At 38.0% G+C, this 25,241-nt stretch carries 29 protein-coding genes; 14 read left to right on the forward strand and 15 right to left on the reverse strand.

Annotated features, from left to right (window positions below):
• Positions 1–135: 135 nt before the first annotated feature.
• From MJG50_RS12510 to MJG50_RS12520, 3 genes are read right to left on the reverse strand one after another with little or no spacing between them, the layout of a single operon-like run.
• Positions 136–960, reverse strand: a complete 825-nt coding sequence (locus MJG50_RS12510) for a response regulator transcription factor (RefSeq protein WP_275695604.1) — start codon at positions 958–960, stop codon at positions 136–138.
• 11 nt (positions 961–971) lie between these two features.
• Positions 972–2,420: a sensor histidine kinase gene (locus MJG50_RS12515; RefSeq protein WP_240256073.1), complete on the reverse strand. Its 1,449-nt coding sequence runs from the start codon at positions 2,418–2,420 to the stop codon at positions 972–974.
• Complete coding sequence (locus MJG50_RS12520) at positions 2,420–3,421, reverse strand: sugar-binding protein (RefSeq protein WP_240256074.1); 1,002 nt, start codon at positions 3,419–3,421, stop codon at positions 2,420–2,422. Before MJG50_RS12520 ends, MJG50_RS12515 begins: the two co-directional genes overlap by 1 nt.
• Before the next feature lie 238 nt (positions 3,422–3,659).
• Here MJG50_RS12520 and MJG50_RS12525 point away from each other — a divergent pair, with 238 nt between their 5' ends.
• Positions 3,660–4,520: a Cof-type HAD-IIB family hydrolase gene (locus MJG50_RS12525; protein ID WP_240256075.1), complete on the forward strand. Its 861-nt coding sequence runs from the start codon at positions 3,660–3,662 to the stop codon at positions 4,518–4,520.
• 44 nt (positions 4,521–4,564) lie between these two features.
• Here the strand turns inward: MJG50_RS12525 and MJG50_RS12530 are convergent, their stop codons facing one another.
• The gene (locus tag MJG50_RS12530) at positions 4,565–4,840 is read right to left on the reverse strand and encodes an alpha/beta-type small acid-soluble spore protein (RefSeq protein WP_240256076.1); all 276 of its coding nucleotides are present in this window, start codon (positions 4,838–4,840) and stop codon (positions 4,565–4,567) included.
• A 307-nt stretch (positions 4,841–5,147) separates the two neighbouring features.
• Here MJG50_RS12530 and MJG50_RS12535 point away from each other — a divergent pair, with 307 nt between their 5' ends.
• The 3 genes from MJG50_RS12535 to MJG50_RS12550 all read left to right on the forward strand — a co-directional run bounded on the left by MJG50_RS12535 (position 5,148) and on the right by MJG50_RS12550 (position 6,893).
• The gene (locus tag MJG50_RS12535; RefSeq protein ID WP_240256077.1) at positions 5,148–5,426 is read left to right on the forward strand and encodes an HU family DNA-binding protein; all 279 of its coding nucleotides are present in this window, start codon (positions 5,148–5,150) and stop codon (positions 5,424–5,426) included.
• A 750-nt stretch (positions 5,427–6,176) separates the two neighbouring features.
• Positions 6,177–6,473: a YwdI family protein gene (locus MJG50_RS12545; protein ID WP_240256079.1), complete on the forward strand. Its 297-nt coding sequence runs from the start codon at positions 6,177–6,179 to the stop codon at positions 6,471–6,473.
• 105 nt (positions 6,474–6,578) lie between these two features.
• Positions 6,579–6,893, forward strand: coding sequence for a hypothetical protein (locus tag MJG50_RS12550; protein ID WP_240256080.1), 315 nt, complete (start codon positions 6,579–6,581; stop codon positions 6,891–6,893).
• A 50-nt stretch (positions 6,894–6,943) separates the two neighbouring features.
• Here the strand turns inward: MJG50_RS12550 and MJG50_RS12555 are convergent, their stop codons facing one another.
• Genes MJG50_RS12555 through pxpB form a run of 3 tightly spaced genes read right to left on the reverse strand, consistent with a single transcriptional unit; the run spans position 6,944 to position 9,350 of the window.
• Complete coding sequence (locus MJG50_RS12555; protein WP_240256081.1) at positions 6,944–7,873, reverse strand: 5-oxoprolinase subunit C family protein; 930 nt, start codon at positions 7,871–7,873, stop codon at positions 6,944–6,946.
• Positions 7,874–7,875: 2 nt separating this feature from the next.
• On the reverse strand, positions 7,876–8,637 hold the full coding sequence (locus tag MJG50_RS12560) for a LamB/YcsF family protein (RefSeq protein WP_240256082.1): 762 nt from the start codon (positions 8,635–8,637) through the stop codon (positions 7,876–7,878).
• Positions 8,634–9,350, reverse strand: coding sequence for a 5-oxoprolinase subunit PxpB (gene pxpB, locus MJG50_RS12565; protein WP_240256083.1), 717 nt, complete (start codon positions 9,348–9,350; stop codon positions 8,634–8,636). The genes MJG50_RS12560 and pxpB overlap by 4 nt, the downstream gene beginning before the upstream one ends.
• 94 nt (positions 9,351–9,444) lie before the next feature.
• On the opposite strand from pxpB, the gene MJG50_RS12570 reads away from it, so the two are divergent.
• Positions 9,445–9,816 (forward strand): DUF423 domain-containing protein, encoded by a 372-nt coding sequence (locus tag MJG50_RS12570; protein WP_240256084.1) that lies wholly within the window; start codon positions 9,445–9,447, stop codon positions 9,814–9,816.
• Positions 9,817–9,852: 36 nt separating this feature from the next.
• Here the strand turns inward: MJG50_RS12570 and gerQ are convergent, their stop codons facing one another.
• The 3 genes from gerQ to hemQ all read right to left on the reverse strand — a co-directional run bounded on the left by gerQ (position 9,853) and on the right by hemQ (position 11,803).
• On the reverse strand, positions 9,853–10,266 hold the full coding sequence (gerQ, locus tag MJG50_RS12575; RefSeq protein WP_431307280.1) for a spore coat protein GerQ: 414 nt from the start codon (positions 10,264–10,266) through the stop codon (positions 9,853–9,855).
• A 114-nt stretch (positions 10,267–10,380) separates the two neighbouring features.
• On the reverse strand, positions 10,381–10,812 hold the full coding sequence (locus MJG50_RS12580) for a cell wall hydrolase (protein WP_240256085.1): 432 nt from the start codon (positions 10,810–10,812) through the stop codon (positions 10,381–10,383).
• A 238-nt stretch (positions 10,813–11,050) separates the two neighbouring features.
• A complete protein-coding gene (gene hemQ / locus MJG50_RS12585) occupies positions 11,051–11,803 on the reverse strand; it encodes a hydrogen peroxide-dependent heme synthase (RefSeq protein WP_240256086.1) in 753 nt (250 codons plus the stop codon).
• A 280-nt stretch (positions 11,804–12,083) separates the two neighbouring features.
• Here hemQ and pta point away from each other — a divergent pair, with 280 nt between their 5' ends.
• Both pta and lipL read left to right on the forward strand, forming a co-directional pair.
• Complete coding sequence (gene pta, locus MJG50_RS12590) at positions 12,084–13,055, forward strand: phosphate acetyltransferase (RefSeq protein WP_240256087.1); 972 nt, start codon at positions 12,084–12,086, stop codon at positions 13,053–13,055.
• Positions 13,056–13,505: 450 nt separating this feature from the next.
• Entirely contained in the window at positions 13,506–14,336 is an 831-nt protein-coding gene (gene lipL / locus MJG50_RS12595) for an octanoyl-[GcvH]:protein N-octanoyltransferase (protein ID WP_240256088.1), read from the forward strand.
• Between the two features lie 40 nt (positions 14,337–14,376).
• On the opposite strand, the gene MJG50_RS12600 is transcribed toward lipL, so the two are convergent.
• A complete protein-coding gene (locus MJG50_RS12600) occupies positions 14,377–14,682 on the reverse strand; it encodes a hypothetical protein (RefSeq protein WP_240256089.1) in 306 nt (101 codons plus the stop codon).
• A 315-nt stretch (positions 14,683–14,997) separates the two neighbouring features.
• Here MJG50_RS12600 and MJG50_RS12605 point away from each other — a divergent pair, with 315 nt between their 5' ends.
• Entirely contained in the window at positions 14,998–15,210 is a 213-nt protein-coding gene (locus tag MJG50_RS12605) for a hypothetical protein (protein ID WP_240256090.1), read from the forward strand.
• A 39-nt stretch (positions 15,211–15,249) separates the two neighbouring features.
• On the opposite strand, the gene MJG50_RS12610 is transcribed toward MJG50_RS12605, so the two are convergent.
• Positions 15,250–15,939: an RsfA family transcriptional regulator gene (locus MJG50_RS12610; protein WP_240256091.1), complete on the reverse strand. Its 690-nt coding sequence runs from the start codon at positions 15,937–15,939 to the stop codon at positions 15,250–15,252.
• A 226-nt stretch (positions 15,940–16,165) separates the two neighbouring features.
• Here MJG50_RS12610 and MJG50_RS12615 point away from each other — a divergent pair, with 226 nt between their 5' ends.
• The 3 genes from MJG50_RS12615 to MJG50_RS12625 all read left to right on the forward strand — a co-directional run bounded on the left by MJG50_RS12615 (position 16,166) and on the right by MJG50_RS12625 (position 18,442).
• Positions 16,166–16,393 (forward strand): YuzB family protein, encoded by a 228-nt coding sequence (locus MJG50_RS12615; RefSeq protein ID WP_240256092.1) that lies wholly within the window; start codon positions 16,166–16,168, stop codon positions 16,391–16,393.
• Positions 16,394–16,615: 222 nt separating this feature from the next.
• On the forward strand, positions 16,616–17,917 hold the full coding sequence (locus MJG50_RS12620) for an HD domain-containing protein (protein ID WP_240256093.1): 1,302 nt from the start codon (positions 16,616–16,618) through the stop codon (positions 17,915–17,917).
• Between the two features lie 18 nt (positions 17,918–17,935).
• Entirely contained in the window at positions 17,936–18,442 is a 507-nt protein-coding gene (locus MJG50_RS12625) for a YwgA family protein (RefSeq protein WP_240256094.1), read from the forward strand.
• 160 nt (positions 18,443–18,602) lie between these two features.
• Here the strand turns inward: MJG50_RS12625 and MJG50_RS12630 are convergent, their stop codons facing one another.
• On the reverse strand, positions 18,603–19,904 hold the full coding sequence (locus MJG50_RS12630) for an NCS2 family permease (RefSeq protein WP_240256095.1): 1,302 nt from the start codon (positions 19,902–19,904) through the stop codon (positions 18,603–18,605).
• A 261-nt stretch (positions 19,905–20,165) separates the two neighbouring features.
• On the reverse strand, positions 20,166–20,354 hold the full coding sequence (gene thmT / locus MJG50_RS12635; protein WP_240256130.1) for a 2-hydroxymuconate tautomerase: 189 nt from the start codon (positions 20,352–20,354) through the stop codon (positions 20,166–20,168).
• Between the two features lie 107 nt (positions 20,355–20,461).
• Between thmT and MJG50_RS12640 the strand changes: the two genes are divergently transcribed.
• Both MJG50_RS12640 and MJG50_RS12645 read left to right on the forward strand, forming a co-directional pair.
• Positions 20,462–21,130, forward strand: a complete 669-nt coding sequence (locus MJG50_RS12640; RefSeq protein ID WP_240256096.1) for a site-2 protease family protein — start codon at positions 20,462–20,464, stop codon at positions 21,128–21,130.
• A gap of 52 nt (positions 21,131–21,182) precedes the next feature.
• On the forward strand, positions 21,183–21,689 hold the full coding sequence (locus MJG50_RS12645; protein WP_240256097.1) for a YwhD family protein: 507 nt from the start codon (positions 21,183–21,185) through the stop codon (positions 21,687–21,689).
• 373 nt (positions 21,690–22,062) lie between these two features.
• On the opposite strand, the gene MJG50_RS12650 is transcribed toward MJG50_RS12645, so the two are convergent.
• On the reverse strand, positions 22,063–24,141 hold the full coding sequence (locus tag MJG50_RS12650) for a transglycosylase domain-containing protein (RefSeq protein ID WP_240256098.1): 2,079 nt from the start codon (positions 24,139–24,141) through the stop codon (positions 22,063–22,065).
• A 263-nt stretch (positions 24,142–24,404) separates the two neighbouring features.
• On the opposite strand from MJG50_RS12650, the gene speE reads away from it, so the two are divergent.
• Positions 24,405–25,232: a spermidine synthase gene (speE, locus tag MJG50_RS12655; protein WP_240256099.1), complete on the forward strand. Its 828-nt coding sequence runs from the start codon at positions 24,405–24,407 to the stop codon at positions 25,230–25,232.
• The last annotated feature ends 9 nt before the right edge of the window (positions 25,233–25,241 follow it).

Below are 25,241 nucleotides of genomic sequence, written 5' to 3' on the forward strand. Positions count from 1 at the left end.
ACTAAAATGTATCATGAAAATTCTGATAAAGGGGGAGGAACCATCTTCACAATTTTGCGAATACCTTCACTTTTTTGTTTCATAACAGTTAGAAATTAAAAACCGCTTGTATTAATACATAAGCGGTCATTTTACTCAAAGTGAGCTTCGATATTCGGTAGGTGTGAAACCCGTATGTTTTTTAAAAACACGGCTGAAATAATTTGGGTCCTTGTAGCCAATCGTATAGCAGATTTCTTTTAAACTTTTTGTTGCGTCCGCCATCTCCTTCATCGCGTAGTTCATCCTTACCGTTGTGACAAAGTCAATAAATGTGACACCAAATCGATCTTTAAAAAGCTTGCTAAAATAAAATGGACTTAGTTCCACATGTTCAGCTACTTCTTCAAGAGTTAAAGATTCTCGAAAGTTATCTTCAATATACGACTTTGCCTTCTCCATGATTGCTTTCGTATGGTTGTCCTTCCAAATATCAACATTTGGCTCAACCATTCCGATTGACGCAAGCCCTTCCTTAGGTGATAAGGCAATGAGCCGCTTCATTTGCTTGTGAAGATCCTCTTGCTGGTCCATTTTTTTCTTTTCCTCTTTAATTTCTGTCAGAACACGTTGAACCGATTCGATGATGTCTTCTTTGCGACTTGGTTTTAAAATATATTCCTTCACCCCTTGCAGCATGACCTCTTTCGCATATTCAAACGTATTAAAGGCTGAAACCATTATAAATTTAATGTCAGGATAGGTTTTTTTAATTTCCCTCACTGCTTCGACACCATCAATTCCAGGCATTTTAATGTCCATTAGCATCATATGTGGACGATGTTCCTGAGCCATTTCAATTGCAATCCGCCCATTAGGAGCCTCACCAATTACTTCAATTTCACTAAATTCATTTGAAATTATACTCGATAATGCTCTTCTTTCTAGTACCTCATCATCAACGATAATGACCTTTATCAATTTCAAACACCTCACTTCATTATTGGAAGTAGTAATCGAAAGGTGGTTCCTTCCTGGTGAGTTGATTCAATTTCAATTACATCCGTTCGTTTATAAAAAAGCTGAAGTCTTTTGATGACATTTTTTATCCCAATTCCAGTTGAGTGTCCATGTGATTTTTCAATATGCAAGGTAACTTCTGAAGTGATACCCGAAGCAATATTGCGTATTCGTTGGAGTGTTGCCCGATCCATACCTAACCCATTATCAGTCACTTCAACATAGATGGTCTCAGCCTTCCTGTATACCTTCAAACCAATCGTACCACCCTCTTCATAAGACTCAACACCATGAATGAACGCATTTTCAATGATTGGCTGTAAAATTAAACATGGGATTTCGACATTCAAGCACTCTTGGTCAATATCGGTTTCGAATTCAATTCGATCACCAAAACGTGTTTGTTGAATAAAAAAATACTCTTTTACAATTTTTACTTCATCATACAAAGTGGATGATTTATTCAAATCACCAAGATTATAACGAAGTAATGCTGAAATGGCTTCTATTAATCTAGAAGTATTTTCAGCAGATTCGAAATATGCCATTTTAGACACGGTGTTCAATGTATTAAATAAAAAATGTGGATTGATTTGATTTTGTAGGCTTTTTAGTTCTAATTCCTTTAATAGCTGATCAAGCTCAGACTTTTGCTTGATTTCACTAACAAGCTCGCGAATATTAAATCTCATCTGGTTAAAAGTAACGGTAAGCAGCTTAAGCTCATCCTTTGTTGTAACCTTAATCTCCTCCCCCATTAGGTTGCCTCTCGCTATTTCAGTAGCTGCCACTGATAATCTTCGTATCGGTCTCGTAATGCCGCCAGATAACCATAGAGCCAATAATGTACTTAATAAAAAGGTAGAGCTAAATAGGGAATAGCCCATCAATTTATAGTAATTTCGACGCTTCTCAATTTCTTTATAAAAAATTTGATAATCTGTTAGTTCATTATTTAATAGTGTTAATGTGGTCTCATGAATAAATCCTGCAAATTTAGTAGCCTCATTCAAATGAAAGGAATATTGATTAATTTCTTTTTGATGGAATGCCTCAATTGTTAATTCAGATTCTTCAATAAAACTATCAATCATATTTTTATAATTGGAAATGGCAATAGAATTTTTTTCTGTATGTAATTCAGATGGTAGCTGATCTTGAAAATGAAGCAGCCTTTTCTTAACATCAGCGTATTGTGTTAAAAATGCTGGATCTTCTTCGATAATAAAGGACTGAACTTTTTCATTTAGTGAGTTTACTTGTTGTGAAATATCGTTTAATAATAAAAATTTATCAAAGCTATTATCATATTCTGACACGATTTTTTCACTGCCTGTATAAAAAAGAAAGGCAACAGCATTTAATAGCACGGCCAGGACGATAAAATAGAGTAGTAGCTTTGTACGAATTCGGAAAATCATCATGGACTCACTCCTAAAATATCACGTGAATCAAGAGGTAGGTCCTTTTTTCTAATGATCCTTGTCTCTGTATGGACCGTTTGTGGGACGTGCTTCCCTTCTATTAAATCAATCATCATCTTGACTGCACTATAGCCCATTTCATAAGGTTCCTGAACAACAGTCGCTTCAATTGTTCCCTTCTCCATATAATGGATCGTATCTACAATTGTATCGAATGCAAGAATATACATTTCGTCCTGTCTATTGTAATATTCAACGACTTGCGCAATTCCGATACCGTCTAAAGCACTTGTCCCGTAAAATGCATTAACCTCTGGGTACTCCTGTAACACCTTATTAGCTGCTTCTGCGGCTTTAACCCTCGTTATATTGGATTCTTCAATAGTAACGATATGAATGCCCTCCACGTCTTTTACGGCATCCTGAAAGCCTTGTACACGTAGCTGTTGATGTGAGGCATCAAATCTACCCGTAATGATTGCTACATTAGCGTTGCCACCTGTATCCTCAATTAATGCTTTTCCAGCAATAAAACCAGAGTAGTAATTATCTGTTCCAATATAGGACATGCGGTTGCTATTAATCGCATCTGTATCAACTGTAATGACGGGAATTCCCTTATCAACAATCCGATTAATGAGTGGTGTCGTCTGTTCCTCATTAAGTCCTTGTGTCATAATCCCATCAACCTTTGCAGCAGCTGACATTTCAAGTGTTTTAATATGCTCTTCAGTATTTGCTTGGGTAGGCCCGATATACTCAAGAAGAACATTATGGTGCTTTGCAGCGTCCTTTGCGCCATTTTCAACGAGTCGCCAGTAATCATTATCTAACTCCTCAGGAACAAGAACAAAATGATAGCGTGGCTTTTCAGTGGTATTCTGTGATGTAGGATGATCAAAATGAAATATTTTGAATGTGTAATAACAGGTAAGTGAAAAGCTAATGAGAAAAAGAGTCACTCCAAAACTGTATAATATTTTTGCTAAGCGTGACACAGTGATTCCTCCAAAGGTAGAATTTAAAGGGATGAAAGCATTTACAAAACATTTCTACTACTACTATAAATTATTTATTAGAATATTGTATATATTTTTTAAAAGAGAAGCGTAAGCATTCTATTTCTTTTCGTAGATTATTTGCTTTAGACTTAAGGGAGAGAGAAAAGCTTCCGCTACATACTTTTGATATAAATTGTGGAAAATAAAATATAGAGGCAATGAAAAGGAGAATACAATGATAACATGCATCGCAACTGATATGGATGGTACACTTCTTACAGGTAACCATGTCATAAGTAAAGAAAATAAAAGTGCCATAATGGCAGCAAGGAGACAAGGAATTGAGGTCGTAGTCGCTACAGGAAGATCATATCTTGAAGCAAAATATGTACTGGACGATGCCGGGATTGAATGTCCGATCATCTGTGCAAACGGAGCAGAAATTCGGTCTTCTAATGGAGACGTCCTCTTATCAAATCCAATTGGTCTTGGCGAAACGAAGGAAATCATCCGTATTTTGAAGGATAACAATATTTATTTCGAATTGTATACTGATAATGGAACATACTCAGACGACTATGATCGAGCCATCACGATTATATTGGATATTTATATGAGTAGCAGCAAACAAAGTAATTATGAAAAATCCTTACAAGCAGCTAAAGAGCGATTTGAAAATGGTTTGATTCATTTGGTGGAGGATTATGAAAGTGTATTGGCAGATCAGAATGTAAAGGTGTATAAACTCATTGCCTTTTCTTTTGAACAGGAAAAGTTACAGCATGCAAAGGATGAACTAGTCAAACTTACTGGAATTGCAGTGAGTTCATCTGGGAGCGAAAATATTGAAATCAACTCTATCGATGCTCAAAAAGGAAATGCACTAACAGCATTTGTAAAGCATCACAACATGAAGATTGAGCAAGCAATGGTAATTGGTGATAATTACAATGATCTTTCGATGTTCAAAGTAGCAGGTCGTGCTGTTGCGATGGGGAATGCTCCTGAAGAGATTAAAAAGCAGTGTGATGTTGTAACAGAAACGAATGAGAACCACGGCGTCGCAAAAGCGATCATGGAAGCGATACAAGGTTAAGAAATGCCGGGATTACACGACGAAGTGTTGTCCCGGCATATTATTTACTGCTTTTTTAAGTTTTGTTGTGCCATTTTTACCATTTCCTTGACCATATTTCCGCCGATGTTTCCGCCAATTTTCCCTGCTTGTTTGGATGTGAGTGCGCCATTATATTCGTCATTTAGTGGAATGCCAAGTTCATTAGCAACCTCAAATTTTACTTGGTCGGGATTGTTTTTATCGGTTTTATAGCCTTGCTTTGCCATAACCTCTGCTTTTAATTGATCCAAGCTGTCCCGGGCCTGTGGGACGAGTGGTCGTCGTTTTTTTCTAGGCATTTTGAAAACCTCCTTTGATGGTAGGCTTTCCTAAATTGCCGAGAATCATGAAATATATTGAGTGATTTCTTTTTTTACTAGATTTTTAGGATAAAAACGTGTAATTTCGGGGGTTTATTTTAAAAACTATTAAAAAAATATAAAATATGATATATTACTGTTTGAAAAACTTGTTTTTTGGTTAATCTAGTGATGTAATTACTTATACCACCAGTTTAATAGGAGGGGGAAATGCAACTAAATCTTGCCAACCTATTAAAATCGTGGTAAAAAGAATATGTGTTAAAATGGAGAGGAGAATAATAACATGAACAAAACAGAACTAATCAGTGCAGTTGCTGAAAGCGCAGAACTTTCTAAAAAGGATGCTACTAAAGCTGTAGATGCAGTTTTTGAAGCTCTTCAAAATGCATTAAGTAATGGCGATAAAGTACAATTAATCGGTTTCGGTAACTTCGAAGTACGTGAGCGTGCTGCTCGTAAAGGTCGTAACCCACAAACTGGTGAAGAAATTGAAATCGCAGCAAGCAAAGTACCAGCTTTCAAACCTGGTAAAGCACTTAAAGACGCAGTTTCAGGCAAATAATAACTTTGTACATAGAACTGTGTCGATTAATGCCCTTCAGACAATCTGAAGGGCTTTTTCAATTTTTGTAGGTATAGGTGATGTTCAAGTTATTACTGAGTGAGATTGTGGAGTGGAAGCGGGAAATCCCATCACGGAATGTAAAAAACTGGAGTATGGTGATGCGCAAATGTGCGAATCCCATCACAGAATGTAAAAAATTGGTGTGTGGTGATGCGCAAATGCACGTATCCCCTCATGGAATGTAAAAAACTGGTGAGTGGTGATGTGCAAATGCACGAATCCCCTCACGGAATGTAAAAAACTGGTGAGTGGTGATGCGCAAATGCACGAATCCCCTCACGGAATGTAAAAAACTGGTGTGTGGTGATGCGCAAATGTGCGAATCCCATCACAGAATGTAAAAAATTGGTGTATGGTGATGCGCAAGTGCTCGAATCCCCTCACTAGTCGGGGGAGCATGCACAAAAACAGGATTTCTTTAATATCTTCCAGTTTGCCTCAAACGAAATCTCGTGTAAAATAAATACCATGTTAACGTAAGGTTGTGGATTTTATGGATAAGAGGATTAATTGCCTAAAATGCAAATACTTTTACACCACCTGGGATCCCAAATTTCCAAGGGGATGTAAGGCATTTAACTTTAAAACACATACAATGCCCTCAATGACTGTGCAACAATCCTCGGGTTCACCATGTATGAAATTTGAGGAAAAGAAACCCTCCCAACAAGTAAAGAGGTGACATATATGAATATTTCGGTAGCTAAAATTATCGACAAAATGATAGCAGAACTGCAGCAAGCAAAAGTTGAAGGAAATTACCTAAAAGTTAAAGAGCATTTCATGGCCGTTCGAACTCTATGTGACCTCGTATTGGATGAAAATCATTCAGAATACACAGAGAATCGACAAACACCAACTGTGTCTCCAATGCAGTTAACTTCAGTCCCCTCAATACCACAAGTAGCACCAATTTCCAATTTACCGAATAGCACAAAACTAGTGGAAGACGATGCGAACGGTGACTCACTCTTTGATTTTTAATGATTGTTAAGAGGTTGTTGTGTCAGAATAGCATTTCATATTAATCTTGAATATTCTCCTTCACTTTTAGCAACGTTAAGGGTATAAAAAGTTGGAGGTGGAAGAATGTCAGGAATATCTTGGGGTGGCTATGGGACAAATAATCGAGTCATACCGATTGGGTCTGTTGAAGATGAAGACAATACTGATATGAAATTAAATGAGGATCGATATGAGGTTTTTGTAAATGGTGATTTTGCTGGTCAAAAAACATTACGCAATCAAAGTGACAGTGTCACAGATGTAGACGATTTTTTAAGAAAAGAAGGTTTAACATCATTTACAACCAATTTGGACGGGGACCATTACCAAATTGAAGCGGAAAATGACGAAGGAGCAAAAATCAAAGCTGCACTTGAGGTCTACTTTCAAAATCGGTAACCAGAACCCCAATGGTTTCAAGCGCCATTGGGGACAATGATGTGAGTATGTTAAGCCATTTGTAAGGCTTTGAGAAATTGTTCGCGTCTATGGATGAGTTCATGTGCTTTGTTGATTGTACAGGCTTCAAATTGAATAGTCCCACCAGTTGGGAGTTGTGCAATTTTATACATGTCCACTGAGATCACATTAGCTATTCGGGTGTAGCCCCCTGTCGTTTGGCGATCTGATAAAAGTATAATCGGTTCACCGTTACTGGGAACCTGTATGCCGCCAAGAGGTATTGCATCTGAGGCTATATCAGCCTGATTAATATGCTTCAAAGGAGTTGGGCCTTTTAAACGGTATCCCATTCTGTCACCTTGTATAACCACATATGAATCTGATAAAAAATATTGAATCGATTCATTCGTAAAAAGGTGATTATGTGGACCAAGAATGGTTCGGATCGTAACACACCTTTCAAATCTCGGGATCCACTCCTGATTTATCCCAATCCGTTTGTAGTTCCTTGTTTCAATACCGTCCAACACATCCCCTACTGCAATCTCCGTTCCAAGCTTTGCCTTTTGAAAAAATGACTTGCTCCCCAATACTTCTGGAATGGTAAATCCCCCGGAAACTGCTAAATATGCTCGAACCCCTGACGTTGGCCTCCCAAAGCGAATGACATCCCCTTTTTGAACAACAAAGCTCCTCCAAAGTGGAGCGGGAGTATCATTTACTGTAAGACCTAGGTCAGCACCACAAACGGCAATTAATAATGAATCGGCCTCCACAGCTAATTCAGGTCCTATCATCGTGACCTCTAGGCAAGCTTCGTCTCGTCGGTTTCCAACTAATATATTTGCAATCTGACATGAATAAGTATCCATCGCCCCGCCTGTTACAACACCGAAGCGTTGATAACCGTATCTACCTAAGTCCTGATATGTCGTATATAGCCCTTTTTTAACAACCTTAAAAAGTGGGTACCCCATTTTCATCCCCTACTTGCTTTTATATGAAATCCTTCTTTGACTAACATCTCTCTCAATGCTTTTACAAATAAGATAGCTTGCTCATTATCACCATGGACACAAATCGATTCGGCTTTAATGGGGATTGTTGCCCCACATACAGTCTGCACAGTTCCATTTGTCAGCATTTGCAATACTTGATGAGTGGCCTTCTCAGGATCATGAATGACTGAGTTTTTTTCGGTTCTCGGAGTAAGTGTGCCGTCAAGTTGATAGGTTCGGTCTGCAAACACCTCAGATACCGTTCGTAGCCCAGCTTTATCTCCGGCTTCAATCATTTTACTGCCGGCTAATCCATAATAGAGGAGTGTGGAATCAAAACTTCGAGTCGCATTTGCAATTGCTTCAGCAATCGTACTATCAATTGCGGCAATATTGTACAATGCCCCATGTGGTTTGACATGATGGAGCAATACATCGTTAGCCCGGCAAAATGCAGATAGTGCCCCAAGCTGATATAGTACTAAATCATATACATCTGAAGGAGATACTGTCATATTTCGTCTTCCAAACCCTACTAAATCCTGAAAACCAGGGTGTGCGCCAACAGCAACTCTATAATCCTTGGCAATCTTGACCGTTTTTTGCATAACGTGAGGGTCTCCAGCATGGAAACCACATGCAATATTGGCACTTGTAATATATTGAAGGACTTGTTTGTCATTCCCAATTTTATACGCACCAAAGCTTTCACCTAAATCACAATTTAAATCAATTGTTTTCATCTAATCACTTCCCGTTCTAGGACATATTGCTGTCGTATTACTGCCTCTTCTATTTCAAAAAACTGCTCTTCATTAATAGGTTTAAATCTTATATAGTCGCCAGATTTTAACAGGAATGGTGTTGCAAGTGCTGGATCAAATAATCGTACCGGCGTCCTTCCGATTAAATTCCAGCCACCCGGTGATTCAATAGGATAGATTCCTGTTTGATCCCCACCGATGCCAACCGAACCCTGTGGGACCTGTAAGCGAGGATTTGCAAGTCTTGGTGTATGAATTTCGGAGCGTAACCCTTTTAAGTATGGGAAACCGGGTAGAAAACCTATTAAATAGACAAAATACTCCTGTTTACTGTGTAGATCAATAACCCTATCTACAGTCAGATTATTTGAGAGTGCAACCCGTTCAAGATCCTCCCCATCATAAAAGGTTGGGATATATATAATTTCCTTGCCCATGTCGAGTACACCATCAGAGTCATTGGCACAGATGGCTGTGATAGATTCATATAATCTTTCATAGGAAATCTGAAGTGGATTATAATAGATCGTAATCGTATTAAATCCCGGAACAAGCTCAAGGACTCCTTTTATCTCTCTTTCTAAAATTAATCTACTACTGTCAGTTATCCTTTTATGTAATGATTCGGAAATACGATGATCGTAAAAAACTTGAATTGCGCTATCTCCGACAGGTAAAATCGAAAAGTTCATATGTATCACCCTGTTATCTGACTTAACTTGACTATATCATATATAGAATATGGTAGAATATATAAAAACCACCGTAAAGATAGGAGAAATGAACATGAAGTTGTTTTTAATTTTAGGAGCGATAAATGCCTTTTTAGCAGTTGCACTTGGAGCCTTTGGAGCACATGGATTAGAAGGGAAGATTACTGAGAAGTATTTAAAAGTATGGCAAACTGGGGTTCAATATCAAATGTTCCATGCCATCGGCTTATTTGTAATCGCATTTCTAGTAGATAAGTTTCCACAATCGAATCAATTCTCCGCTGCAGGCTGGAGCATGTTCATAGGCGTTATTTTATTTTCAGGAAGCCTGTACGTGTTAAGTACAACAGGAATTAAAGTATTAGGAGCGATTACACCACTTGGAGGGGTAGCTTTTTTAATAGGATGGGTACTTTTAATCGTTGGTACTGTAAAAGCATTATAGGAAAAGGAGTGTCAATTGACACTCCTTAGTTCTTATCTATCGTGGTGGGTACTGTACCATTCCTTGAAGTCCAGATCCGAATTGTGCTTGATACTCAATTTCTTCAGGGAATGTAATGTAATCTAAGTAGACCATCAATAATAAATAGCGCATGCCAGTTTGTGGATCACTTAAAATAATATGGTCACGCCCTGCAGCCTCGATAATACCTTTGAATACCTTTTGAGCATTGCCTTCAAAGGTCATATAAACCGTAGCTGTCTTCCCTTTGTTTAAGCGAAGAATGTTTTCGATAAAGGATTCCTCAATCGGTAGCATACCAGGAACTTGGCTTCCTGCTCCACCTGTTGGAAACTGTGGCTGCATTTGTGGTACTTGAAAGCCTGTTTGTGCAGTTTGTTGTTGATAAGGAAATCCATATCCAAATTGCTGTCTTGGATCCATATACATTTCGTACGGATTATAGCCTTGAGCACTATATCCGTAAGCAGCGTATGGATTTGCTGTTGAATCCATTTGATTTTTATCTTTACTCAAAATAAACCCTCCTCAGAAAATATAAAGTTAAAAAGTTGAATAAACCCCAGGACAATTTTCTTGCGTTGGTGTGTAAAAGCAATGGGCTTTAAATCGACCAGAATTCCATTGGTTGAACCATTGTGGTGGACAAGCTCCCGATGGTTCAAAAAACCATAATGCAAATTCACCAGGATTGTACCGATTCCCTTTTAGAACCTTTCTTGCTAATTCAATTTCTTGTGGGCGAGCACGTTGATAAAAATAGCCCTTTTGAGTTGCTTCAAATCCTCCGGGACTTTGAAAGACCATTCTTTTAATGGATGTAATATCTTTAAAGTCCAAACAACGAGCTCGTGCCCGATTCACCCCGACATTCCCAACTAAAAGCATTCCCAGCTTTCCTTCACTTTCGGCTTCCGCACGCATAAGCCGAGCCAGTAACTTAACATCTTCTTCGTTATGTGCAAGAACTGCCATCTTCTCACCTCACTTAAAAAGCAGACAGTATGAAAAAGTCTCTTTACTAACTTATTGTACGGGTGGAAAATGGGTTCCTCTTTTTTGGGATATTATTAGGTCTTTTTCATGATTAGTGGAATGTGTTTTGGGAGGTATTTGTATCCAATAAGAAATGTATGAGGTTGTATGTAGAAATATGACAAGGATACGAAGAAAATCAAAAAAGAAGGGATAGTGAAATCCCTTCTTAGTAAAATTAATTGACTTGTAAAAACTGTGAAACCTTTTCTTCTGTTAAAAGATTTCCTACAAAGAAAGATCCGAACTCACCGTAACGAGCACTTACTTCATCAAAACGCATCTCGTAGACAAGCTTTTTAAATTGGAGGACATCATCTGCAAACAATGTAACGCCCCATTCGTAGTCATCAAAACCTACAGAACCAGTAATGATTTGTTTTACCTTCCCTGCATATCCACGACCGATCATACCGTGGCTGCGCATTAAGCCTTGGCGTTCTTCCATTGAAAGCATATACCAGTTATCATTTCCATCACGACGCTTGTCCATAGGGTAGAAGCAAACGTGATTTGATTTCGGTAAAATTGGATATAGACGTGCACGCACATGTGGATTTTGGTACGGATCTTCATCACCGCCACCTGCAATATAGTTGCTCAATTCTACCACTGAAACATATGAAGTAGTAGGAATCGTATATTCAGCAAGCTTTGATTTATTAAATTCTGTTTCAATTTCATTTAATTCTTCCATTGTTGGACGAAGGATCATCATCATGAAATCTGCCTTTTGACCAACAATCGTGTATAGTGCATGACTACCTTGGTTGTCATTTTGAGTTGTATTCCATTTTTCAACTAAGCCAAGGAATTCATGAATTGCTGCTTGGCGTTCTTCACTAGAAATTGCTTTCCAAGATGTCCAGTCCATTGCACGGAAATCATGTAGGCAATACCAGCCATCTAATGTTTGAGCTGCTTCAGCCATTAAAAATCACTCCTATTATTTATTAAGTATGTACATTCATCACTACTATAACATAGTTTCTCCTATACCAATGTGGATAAACATTAGACAATTTTGTGACATAGGTCACATTTTTATTTTTGAGGATTATAATAAGGTTTTGTTGGAGAAATTAAGATAGGGTCACAATACTGTCACAAGTTTTTGAGCAGATAGGTTTTTATTTTCATTAAAATGCTTTATTTTAGTAAAGTGTACATAATGTAGTTTAGTACGGATTACAGCAAGGAGGATTTTAAAAGTGAGTGATTTATTTACTGAATTAAAACAAAAGGTTTCTGGGAAGGATCTTAAAATCGTTTTTCCAGAAGGATTAGATGAGCGTATATTAACGGCTGTTTCTCGTTTAGCTAAAGAGAATGTTCTACTACCAATCGTTGTTGGGAAAACGGATGATGTTGAAAATAAAGCAAAAGAAATTGGTGTTTCATTAGATGGTGTTGAAATCTATGACCCTTCTACATATGCTGAAATAGATAATCTTGTAACATCATTTGTGGAAAGAAGAAAAGGTAAAGTCACTGAAGAGGATGCACGTAAGATCCTACAGGATGAAAACTACTTCGGCACGATGCTAGTGTATGTAGGAAAAGCACATGGACTTGTAAGTGGTGCGGCCCACTCCACAGCTGACACAGTAAGACCGGCGTTGCAAATTATTAAGACAAAGCAAGGTGTCAAAAAGACATCTGGTGTGTTCATTATGGTTCGTGAAGATGAAAAATATGTCTTCGCTGATTGTGCGATTAACATTTCTCCAGATAGTCAAGATTTAGCAGAAATTGCAGTTGAAAGTGCAAGTACGGCTGCTATGTTTGATATTGACCCACGAGTTGCAATGTTAAGCTTCTCAACGAAAGGTTCTGCAAAGTCTGAGGAAACTGAAAAAGTTGTTAATGCAGTGAAAATTGCCAAAGAATTACGACCAGACCTAGTACTGGATGGAGAATTCCAATTTGATGCAGCATTCGTTCCGTCAGTTGCTGCTAAAAAAGCACCAGATTCCGTAATTAAGGGCGATGCTAATGTATTTGTATTCCCAAGCCTTGAAGCGGGTAATATCGGCTATAAAATTGCTCAACGCCTTGGTAATTTCGAAGCGGTCGGCCCAATTTTACAAGGACTTAATCAACCAGTGAATGACTTGTCCCGCGGCTGTAATGCAGAAGATGTGTACAAGCTTGCTTTGATTACTGCGGCCCAAGCTTTGTGATTTGTACGATAAGGGATAGCTATGCTTTGTGCATGGCTATCCTTTTGTTTTAGTTTTTAGCAAAACTAAGCACGGTGCGGAGGCTATCGTGCATATATTTATGGTAATGTGCATATTTGGGGATTAACGAGCATAAGTTCAAGGTATCGTGCAAATCCTGGGCTGGGCGCGCAAAAAATCAGAATATCATGCATATCTTATAATTAACGTGCAAATCCAAGGTAAACGCGCATAAATTCCGATTAACATGCATATCCAAAAGATAACGTGCAAATATTTGTAATAAAGTGCATATCCTCAATTAAGACTTGAATTAAATAAAAATCCTGTTAAATCTTATAGTATTTCCCCCTAAATTGGTTCAAATTTTACCCTAGTTAACCCCTCTAGTACGAAAAATTTTTACAAATATGATATAATGAGGTACTTTTTCAATAGGAGTTTTAAAAAATGAGTGAAAGTCTATTACAGCAACCAAGCTGGCGAATCATTGATCAATCAAGTCTTGGGTATCAATTTGATGCAATGAGGTCCTTTGCAATGGATGACACCCTTTGTGCATCTGTCGGTAGAAAGGAGTCGCCTTCAACTGCACGTTCATGGGTTCACCATAACACTATTGTCCTAGGAATCCAGGATACGAAGCTTCCATATTTAAAAGATGGTGTACGCCTTTTGGAATCACATGGCTACCGGGTGATTGTTCGAAATTCCGGGGGATTAGCCGTTGTGCTTGATGAAGGGGTATTAAATATCTCATTACTGTTCCCAGATACAGAAAAAGGGATCGATATTAATCGTGGCTATGATGCGATGCTGGAACTCGTACGAAAAATGCTAGCAGAGTATCAGGTTGATATTGAGGCGCGAGAAATCGTCGGTTCATATTGCCCAGGAAGCTATGATTTAAGCATTAATGGTCAAAAATTTGCAGGCATATCACAACGTCGTCTACGTGGTGGAGTTGCCGTTCAAGTTTATTTATGTGTGACTGGCAGTGGTTCTGAGCGTGCCAACGTGATTCGACAGTTTTATGAGATGGCATTAAAGGGGGAGCAGACGAAATTCAGTTTCCCACAAATCAAGCCAGAAACTATGGCTTCTCTTGCTGAACTGGTTAACAAGGATCTAACAGTTCAAGACCTTATGCTGCATCTTCTTCAAACATTAAAAAATGAAAGCCAACAAATATTTGCTTCCCAATTAACTGAGCAGGAAATGGGACTCTTTGAACAAAATTATCAGCGGGTTATAGATCGGAACGAAAAAGCACTGGATTGAGATCCGGTGCTTTTTTTGAATTAACTTATCTGTCATCTATTTATTTCCCACGGTATTTTTCAATTACATATTTTCCTTGAGGGGAATTCGTTTTAACGACACTTCCATTCCGTGCAGTAATGGATGGCATTTCATCACCCTTTTTTAAGAAAACAATATATTCTTCGTCCAGCTTTATATAACCTGGTAATGCTAGGATTTCCGATTGTAGCTGTAGATTTCCTTTATAATGCTTATTGACGGTTACTTTTACTGTTTTCACATATAGGTTTTCATGAAGAAGTTCTGTTGGGGTAATTTTAACAATATAATCTGAAAGCCTTACTGGTTTCAAATCGATCTTCATCCCCTACGTAAATATAAATCTCTTCATCTGTCATACCTTTAATATTCAGTTCAACCTTGCATTTATACTGTTTTACAGTTGGTTTTAAAATATTTTCATTTTTGTTACGATTAAAGTATTAATTACTAATTGGGATACTGTGGGGGGAGAATATGTTAAGGAAAGTAACATTTGAAGGACCATTCATATCCCGTAAAGTTTGTCTGTCGAGTCAATTGAAAAAGAGTTAGCAGTAACCTTTGTATTTTCTGAAGATAAAAAGGTTCAAACGGCAACAATTGAATTTGGATTAAAGGGAAAGGACTAGGCGGCCAAATGGAGAATAAGGAACTTACGGAAAAGGATCATTCAAAAAGTAAAAGTGAACGATTTGGGGATCAGTTTTTCACCGGTGGTTTGTATTCCTGGAGCAAGGATTTTGAAAACTCAAAGGGGTTCCTCCAAACGACGATGGTATTGTTAGGGCCAGTCATAGGAGCGGGTATTATTGTTTTGCTGGCAGTGGTCGCATATTATATCTTTGGATAAAAAGAGGGGGAAAGAGTATTGGCACTCTTTCCCTCGTTTCTATTCCGCTAATTTTTCAAGGTTCCCATTACGGTCCATTTTGAATTTAGTTGCCGGGCGATCTTCTTCTTCGTCAAATAATACTAGTTTTCTTGCTCGGTTCATTATCTTCATCAGTGTTTCATAGTCTTCTTGAATATTTTCTGAGCTTTGTTCCAATTGAGAAATTTTCTTTTTCAATTCTTCATTTTTATGCAATATCTCATTCTTCTCAATTTTTAATCTCTCATTCTCACTTTGTAGTGCTGTAGTACTTGTGTTGCCGTGTTTTAATGTTTGTAAAAATGAAATCACTTGATCCATTGAGACCTTTGTTGCAATAGTATTAATCACTGGGTTCCGCTTACTTTGAACTGGTATATCTTCCATTGTGATTGGCATTGCTTCAGCAAACTCCTCAAGTGATGGTGTTGGCGGCGTATAGAGCAATGTTTTCTTAACGGGTTGACTTTGTCCAAGTACTCGTTGACGCTGCTTCCGCTGTTTTTTCGCAAGCTGTAACGCCTTTTCATAATCGTGACGGACAACAGCATTCCAACGGAACCCACATGCTGCAGATGTTCGATTTAAATGATCTCCCACTTCTTCAAATGCATTTAACTGTGTACTACCTTCCCTAACATGTTTTAGTACGGTTTCAGCCAATAATAAATCATTTTCCTCAGTCCAAGCGTCTTGTCTTATTTTCATAAATTTTCATCTCCCAATATATGATGTTATAGATTCCCATGGATCTCCTATGATGGATTCCTTGGAACATATGGTTATTACATATATTGGTCAATAGATTCAGATTCTATACAAAAATCGTAATCTCTTACATATGGAGATATTTTGAAGTTTGCGCTAACTCCCTTGCAAAGACAAGTTGGACGCGGTAAAATACCATGTAGTGATTTTGAAAGGGATGTAACTTATGTCAAATGAATTTCGCGTGTGTGATGACTGTCAAGCAACGAATGTGAAAACATTAATTCCACGCTTGAAGAATATAGATTGTGATGCAAAAATTGATGTTGGCTGCCAATCATATTGTGGCCCAGGTCGAAAGAAATCCTTTGCATTTGTGAACAATCGTCCGATTTCAGCACCAACTGAAGACGAATTAATTGAAAAGATCGAGAAAAAAGTGAAAAAGGACTAATCAATCGCCTCTCTCTGCTTGAGAAAAGGTGATTTTTTATTGTAAAACAGAAAACTGAAGAACAGGCTAAGCATGTGTCGAAAAAAATAAAATGATGCGTCAAATTCGACATGTATCAGTGGTTTGCTCTATTTTCATGTCGGGTCAAGGGGTTTTTTTGTCGATTCGAAAAATATATAATGATAGATAATATGTCAGTCAGTGATAGAAGAGGTTAAATATATGACGATCTCCAATCAAAAACTTAATGAAGAAAAGGTATTTAAAGATCCAGTCCATAGCTATATTCATGTGAACGACTCTGTGATTTGGGATTTAGTTGCAACATCTGAGTTTCAACGCCTTCGTCGAATTCGTCAGCTTGGAACGACTTATTTTACATTTCATGGGGCAGAGCATAGCCGCTTTAATCACTCATTAGGCGTATACGAGATTGTTCGTAGAATTATTGATGATGTGTTTAAGGATAAGCCATTTTTGAATGAGGAAGAGCGCTTATTATGTTTATGTGCTGCACTTCTTCATGATCTAGGACATGGACCCTTTTCACACTCATTTGAAAAAGTATTTCATTATGATCATGAGGAATTTACTCAAGCAATCATTGTTGGCGATACCGAGGTTAATTGTGTACTGAAAAATGTCAGCAACGATTTCCCGAAGAAAGTTGCAGAAGTGATTGCGAAAACATATAAAAACAAGCTAGTGATTAGTCTTATCTCCAGTCAAATTGATGCAGACCGTATGGACTATTTGCTTCGTGATGCGTATTACACAGGTGTGAGCTACGGCAATTTTGATATGGAACGGATTCTTCGTGTGATTCGACCGCACGAGGACCAAGTTGTATTTAAAAGTAGTGGTATGCACGCGGTGGAAGATTATATTATGAGCCGTTATCAAATGTATTGGCAAATTTACTTCCATCCTGTTACAAGAAGCTCAGAGGTCATTTTAACGAAAATTTTACACCGGGCAAAGCGATTACACCATGAAAAATACTCCTTCAAAACTCGCCCTATCCATTTTTATTCAATCTTTGAGGACAAGCTTACCCTACAAGATTACGTAAAATTAGACGAGTCTATTATATTCTTTTATTTTCAAGCATGGCAAGAAGAGGAAGATGCGATCTTAAGTGATTTATGTCGTAGGTTTACGAACCGAAATTTATTTAAATACGTTGAGTTTGATCCAAGTATGCAAATGATGAAATTGATGGAATTGACGAACCTTTTTAAAGAGGCTGGAATTGACCCTACTTATTATTTAGTTGTCGATTCATCATCAGACTTGCCATACGACTTTTATCGTCCAGGCGAGGAAGAGGAGCGACTTCCGATTCATTTATTAATGCCGAATGGAGAGTTGCGCGAGCTATCAAGGCAATCTGAAATTGTTGACGCGATTTCTGGTAAAAGAAGAACAGATCATAAATTATATTTTCCACAGGACATGATTGAAAACTTACCACCAGAAAGATTGGCTAAACAGAAGATTAAGGAATTACTATATATTTCATAGTTGTGGGAGATGGGACATTTGTTAACGGAACATGCGAAAATCATGCGAGCTTTCTCAGCTGCAGGGGAGATAATAGGCCGAAAAAAACTCCAAAAAATGATATACATTGCGAAAAAAGTTGATTATCCATTTTACGAAAAATATAATTTTCATTTCTACGGACCATACTCCGAAGAGTTGACTTTACGAGTCGAGGAGCTATGTAATTTAGGCTTTTTAAATGAGGTAAAAGAGAAAAAAGGTGGCTATTATCAATACCGCTATTCATTAACAGAAACAGGCGAACAATTCATGAGCCATTACCAATTGGACATGCCACCATTAGAAGAATGCATGCAAAATTTGAACGAACAAAATGCAAGGTTTCTTGAACTAGTTTCGACCGTACTTTATTTTGAAGGCTTGGAAATGGATGAAGTGAAGGAAAAGGTATTCACTTTAAAAAGTAAACAAAAGTATACAGATGAAGAGGTTGAAGAAGCATATCAATATATAGAGGCACTACGAAAACAAGTTGAGCAATAAAAAAACGGGATATCCCGTTTTTTTTGTGGGATTTTTAGATTTCAGTGCTAATGACCGTAAATTTGGAATAACGGCCATATTTCTCAAATAATGACCGTAAGTTCCAAAAGCTTGGACTTTATTAACAAAAACCGAATGGAGCAGTAGCCCCATTCGGTTTTTAATGTGGTAAAAATGCGAGTTGATAGAAAAATAATACTGCAAATAGATAGACGAGTGGGTGAACCTCACGCCATTTCCCTTTAACAACCTTCATTAATGGATAGGAAATGAATCCTAGGGCAATTCCAGTTGCGATACTTGACGTTAGTGGCATTGTTAAAATAATTAAAAATGCAGGAAATGCTTCATCAATTTCGTTCCATTTGATATGTGCGATACTGCCCATCATTAAGCTACCGACAATAATCAGTGCAGGTGCAGTAATTGCTGATAGACCTGAAACGGCGCCAACTAATGGGCCGAAAAATGCTGAAATTATAAACAGAATTGCAACTGTTAATGAGGTTAGTCCTGTACGACCACCAGCAGCAACACCAGTAGTTGATTCGACAAAAGCACTTGTTGGACTTGTCCCAAACATGGCACCAACTGTTGTACCAAGCGAATCGGCAAGTAATGCTTGTCTTGCTCGCGGCATCTTATTACCCTTCATTAAACCAGCTTGCTGGGCGACCCCAACCATAGTTCCAGTCGTATCAAAAACGGTTACGAGTAAGAATGAAAATACAACTGCATATAAACCATAACTGAATACATCTCCAATTGCAGCGAAAGGATTTGTAATGATGAGACCTTCAGGTAAGGATGGCAACTTCATGAATCCCTCTTTGAATTCTAGTTGACCAGTAAAATAAGCGATGATTCCCGTAATAATCATTCCGAAAAAGAGTGCACCATTCACATTTAGAGCCATCAAAATCAATGTGATAGCTAACCCCCCTAGGGCAAGCAATACACCTGGTGAATGTAGATCACCGAGTGTAACAAGGTTTGATGGGTGTGCAGTAACGATTCCTGTTAAACGTAACCCGATAAAAGCAATGAACAAACCAATTCCCGCAGTAATTCCGTGTTTTAAATTCTGTGGAATGGCTTCAATTAATTTTTCCCGAAAAGGGGTTAACGATAAGATAATGAATAATAGACCTGCCACAAACACTGCAGAAAATGCTACCTGATATGTAATATCTTCATGTGCACCGACTACTGAATACGCAAAATACGCATTCAACCCCATTCCAGGCGCTATCGCAATTGGATAATTTGCGAAAAGTGCCATCCAAAGTGTCCCGATCACTGCACCAATAATGGTCGCCACAAAGACCTGTTCAAATGGTACACCTGCATCAGATAAAATAACAGGATTTACAACTACTATATAAACCATTGTTAAAAACGTAGTTATTCCAGCTAGAATTTCAGTTTTTACATTTGTATTGAGTTCTGATAATTTGAACATAAAGTAAACCTCCAAAAGACGAACGTTTTAAAGTCACTTAAATATAATATTCGTTTTACCGAAGCAAATCAAGAAAAATATCTAGGTTATTTTGTGTAAGTTTCTAAGTAATGATACTAAAAACATTCTTGGATTTTAATGCAGCTCAAAAAAGGTCCTTTTTTTATAAAAAAGAAAACTCGGCGAATGCCGAGTCGTTGGTGCACTTATCAAGTAATCTTATACATTCCTACAAGGCAAAAAAAGCCGATTCAACTAGAATCAGCTTTCGTCGCTTAATCGTTTTCCGCCTACAGCGTAATGATTTTTGGTCATCTCTTCGATAAATACGACAATATTCTCTTTTGGAGCACCACTCGTTTCAGAAACAGCAGCAGTTACCTTTTCAACTAAGGCCTTCTTTTGCTCCTCAGAACGTCCTTCTAGCATTTTTACTGTTACGTATGGCATTGTAGAATCACTCCCAAAATCATTCGAATTTCTAAAGTTTCCAAGAATATTGTATACTGATTGTAAAATAAATACTAGGTAAATCACTAGGTGAAGGGAGAAAATGTGTGAGCTTTTTAGCATTTCCTTTAGAATTGATACCATATGTTGTTATTACATTATTAATTGCTTTTACAGTCCATGAATTTGCACATGCTTATGTGGCTTATAAGTTTGGGGACCCAACTGCGCAGAAACAAGGGAGATTAACCTTGTCACCGCTGGCCCATTTAGACCCATTTGGAACGATCCTGATTTTTATTGCTGGATTCGGTTGGGCAAAACCAGTTCCTGTGAATCGTCATTATTTTAAAAATCCTCGCTTAGCGGGTGTTCTCGTAACGGTGGCTGGACCGATAAGTAATCTAGTGGTTACAGCAATTGCATTACTTTTGTTTTTCACATCAATCCGAATTGGATTATTTCAATTATTTCCTGAGTTTTTCCAAGAAGGTCTACAAACCTTTTTAAGCTTATTTGTACGTTTAAATCTAATGCTTTTCTTATTTAATCTATTACCATTCCCACCGTTGGACGGGTATCGGATTATTGAAGATTTGGTACCAAATCATATTAGGGCAAAGATGACAAAGTTTGAAAGCTACGGAATTATTATTTTTCTTATTTTGGTGATCACACCATTAGGTGATAATACAATTTTTGCTTTACTAAGTAATGGAATAGACTACTGGAGTAATCTTCTTATTTCAATCTTTGAACCAATCCTTCGATTATGAAGTTAATAGATGGTAAAATAGATGATTAAGAACAATAATGTGAGGAGTGAACATGGTGGATCAACAGAAAAAGAAGGTCGGTTTTAATATTATAAAAAATGATCCAACAGATGGACATAAAGGATATGGAATAGGCGCACTGAGCTTAGAAAATATTTCACCTGTTTTTGTGGATATTGAAAACGAGGATGTATTTGTAGATATTGGTGCGATGCATGCAAGAAGTGTTGTTGAAAAAGGTATTAAGTTTTTACCAAATAAAGATGATGTGCCTGAAGGAAAGCCGTTTTGGCTTGTATGGGTAACGATAGATCGAAAGCAGGAAGGTCCTTTTTATGCGGGTGTGACCGCCTGTGAAATGACCGTTAATCGTGAAATCAGACGGGGCTATAAATCTCTTCCAGACCATGTTAATAAAATGGATAAATCCTTAAAGCGAAAAATCATGGTTGATTTTATGGATGAAAAATCAAAGGGGCTTTTGTCGACATTTTTGAAAAATCATAATGCCCAAATGTGGGAGTTATCGAGTGATGAGTTGAAAGAGGGACTAGCGTGAAATTTCAGTGTCTAGCTTCAGCGCCTAGCCCCTCGAGGTCAAATAACCTATGGCAAGAAAAGTCAAAAGGCGACTTTTTTGCCATAGAACATTTGCTTGTCGGACTTGCACAGGATGTGCTGACGTCGACGTTTGCCACAAAGGTTTTCGGTGGGACGAGTAACCGCAGTCCCAGGACGTGGCGGCTTTTAGTCGACGTTCCTTGAATAAGGCGCTTCAGCATTTCATGTTTGTGACAGTTTTGTGAACAAAACTTCTTTAACTTGAGCTTTTTTCATAAAATAAGTACACTTAATTTACAATGTGAACACATTGGTACTAGGACACGTAAAGCCCCCAGGATATATAGGACCTGGGGGCTTTACTTATTTTGTTAAAACCAGTCAAATAATTTCTTGAAGAATCCCTTGTCTTCTTCCTCTTTCTTTTTCTTCTTCGGTTTTGGCTCTTTTTTGTCATGATCTTCTAAATGTTCGGCGCAATACTCGGTCGGCTCTGTTCCTTTTTTATAAAAAGTGAGTCTTGAGACAGGACATGACTTTGTAGCTAGCAATCCGCTGTCTGGGTTCACATATACACCGACTACACCTTCTGGTGGTTTGAAGGGAACAGGTGGCTTGTCTTTATGGGCTTCTTCCATGAATGTTGCCCAAATATTTTTTGCATAACGTTTTTCGGCAGTTAGATCCATCGTTTGCCCTTTATCATAACCCGTCCAAACCCCCGCAACGAGTTGTGGAGAATAACCAATCATCCAGCTGTCTGCCTGGGTTGATCCAGATTTCCCTGCATAAAAGCGGGTAAGCTTATTGCTAATTGTGCTTCCGGTCACTGCAGTATAGCTATTTAGCTTCTCATCAAACATTCCGGTCATTAATTGTGTAGTGACAAATGCGTTTGCCGGATCAAGAACAGACTTAGACTTTGTTTTCTTCTCATAAATGATTTCACCTTTATAATTTTCTACTCTTGTAATGAAAACTGGCTCTCTCAAGCTTCCGCCATTTGCAATTGTACTGTAGGCGTTTACCATATCGATTACTTTCACACCAGATGTTCCTAATGCGAGTGAAGGTACATCCTTCAAATCGCTCGTAATCCCCAAGCTTTTTGCTGTTTTTAGTAGTGTTTCTTCACCTAAGAAAAGGTGTGTCTTAACAGCATACACATTATCGGAGACAGCAATTGCTTGTGCAAGTGTGATTGTGTCATTCGGATAGTAATTTTTATAATTATGTGGGGTATAGCTTGCTCTACCATCGTCAAATGTAAATGTAGTTACCTCACTTCGAATGGGAGTCGAAGGTGTAAATCCTTTTTCAAGTGCCGCATAATATAAAAATGGTTTGAACGTCGAACCCGGTTGTCGCTCAGCTTGTGTGGCCCTGTTGAATGGGCTTTCCTGATAACTGCGACCGCCAATTAATGCCTTTACCTCTCCGGTGTTAGGATCCATTGCAACGAATCCAATCTGAATATCGGAGGATTCATTAATTGTATTAACAACCTTTTCCTCGGCATTTTTTTGTAACACGGGGTCTAGGGAAGTGTATACACGTAACCCACCCGTTTCAATCATTTCCTTCGTAAGCTTTAGATTTGAGTGAAGCTCCTTTTTAACGATATCTTGAAAATAGGGCGCAATTGTTTCCCTTTGTATAGCTTCACCCTTTGAATAGGTTAAGGGAGTTTCATATATCTTTTGAGCTTCTTTTTTAGAAATATATTCATTTTCAACCATGGCAGCAAGTACTAATTGCTGACGATGCTTTGCCTTTTTTTCGTTATTCAAAGGTGAATAATGACTAGGACCCTTTGGAATACCAGCAAGCATAGATGCCTCAGCAATAGTTAGATCACTCGCTTTTTTCCCAAAGTAATAATTTGCAGCGGCTTCTATTCCATAAACACCATGTCCATAATAGATTGTGTTTAAATATCCTTCTAAAATTTCCTCTTTTGAATAGTTCAGTTCAAGTCGAATTGTATAAAGGGCTTCAGTTATTTTTCGATTCCATGTTTTTTCATGCTCTAAAAAAAGGTTTCTTGCGTATTGTTGGGTGATTGTACTTGCACCTTGTACCTTTGCCATCGCTTTTACATCAGCAAGTATAGCACCTGCAATTCGTTTATAATCAAAGCCATTATGGCTAAAATAGTTTCGATCTTCAATTGAAATCGTTGCTTCTAACAGCGGTTTAGATACTTCATCAAGTGATACCCAATACCTCGTTTCCCCCTGATGACGTTCCTCACCGATTAATGTCCCGTCTTCGGCATATAGTAATGTTGATAAAGGAACTGCAAGTGGTGGAGCACCCTTTACCTTTGCATATGTAAGTAGGCTCATAACACCAATCGTTATTAATACAGCGATGATTAGAAAAATAAATAAGAATGCACGTAATATCCTTAATGCAATCTTCAGTCGATCATTCCTAATTACCTCCAACGTGGATCACCTCTCTTAAGTGGAAAAAATCTTTCCACTTTTTCTCATACTTATCAGTATTAAATGATTTGGGGACTTTTAAACGTTAAATTGCCAATTTGTGAAAATTTTTCTTTGCATTTTAGTGGGATTATTCTATACTTTTGAAAGTTGGCTAAGAGATTCACTGAAAAACCTTAATTTTATACAGGAGTTTAGGGGAAGATAAGTGAATGGAGATAGGGAACACCTTGAAAAACTATTTAAGAAGGGATGTTATACAAATGGAATTATGGTTCACTGAGAAACAGACGAAGAATTTTGGAATTACCGCGAAAATTAAGCAAACCTTACATACAGAGCAAACGGAGTTTCAGAAGTTAGATATGATCGAGACTGAAGAGTTTGGAAATATGCTTGTCCTTGATGGCATGGTAATGACAACACAAGTTGATGAGTTTGTGTACCATGAAATGGTTGCACATGTACCTTTATTCACTCACCCAAATCCAGAGAATGTGCTTGTCGTTGGTGGAGGCGATGGCGGTGTTATTCGTGAAGTGTTGAAGCACCCAAGCGTGAAAAAAGCGACATTAGTTGACATCGATGGCAAGGTAATCGAGTATTCAAAGAAATACTTGCCTGAAATCGCGGGTAAGCTCGAAGACCCTCGTGTAGATGTAAAGGTTGATGATGGATTTTTACATATTGCAAACAGTGAAAATGAATATGATGTCATCATGGTTGACTCAACTGAGCCTGTTGGTCCGGCGGTGAATCTATTTACAAAAGGTTTTTATGCAGGCATTTCTAAGGCATTAAAAGAAGATGGTGTCTTTGTTGCACAAACGGACAACCCTTGGTTCACGCCAGATTTGATTCGCAATGTTCAGCGTGATGTGAAGGAAATCTTCCCGATCACACGTCTTTACGTAGCGAATATCCCAACATACCCAAGTGGTCTTTGGACATTCACAATTGGTTCTAAAAAGCACGATCCACTAGAGGTTAGTGACGATCGCTTTCATGAAATTGAAACAAAATATTATACGAAAGAGCTACATAAAGCGGCCTTCGTATTACCGAAATTTGTTGCAGACTTAGTGAAGTAAGTGGGGGAT

This window comes from Fredinandcohnia quinoae (assembly GCF_022427965.1).
Lineage (GTDB): Bacteria > Bacillota > Bacilli > Bacillales > Bacillaceae_L > Ferdinandcohnia > Ferdinandcohnia quinoae.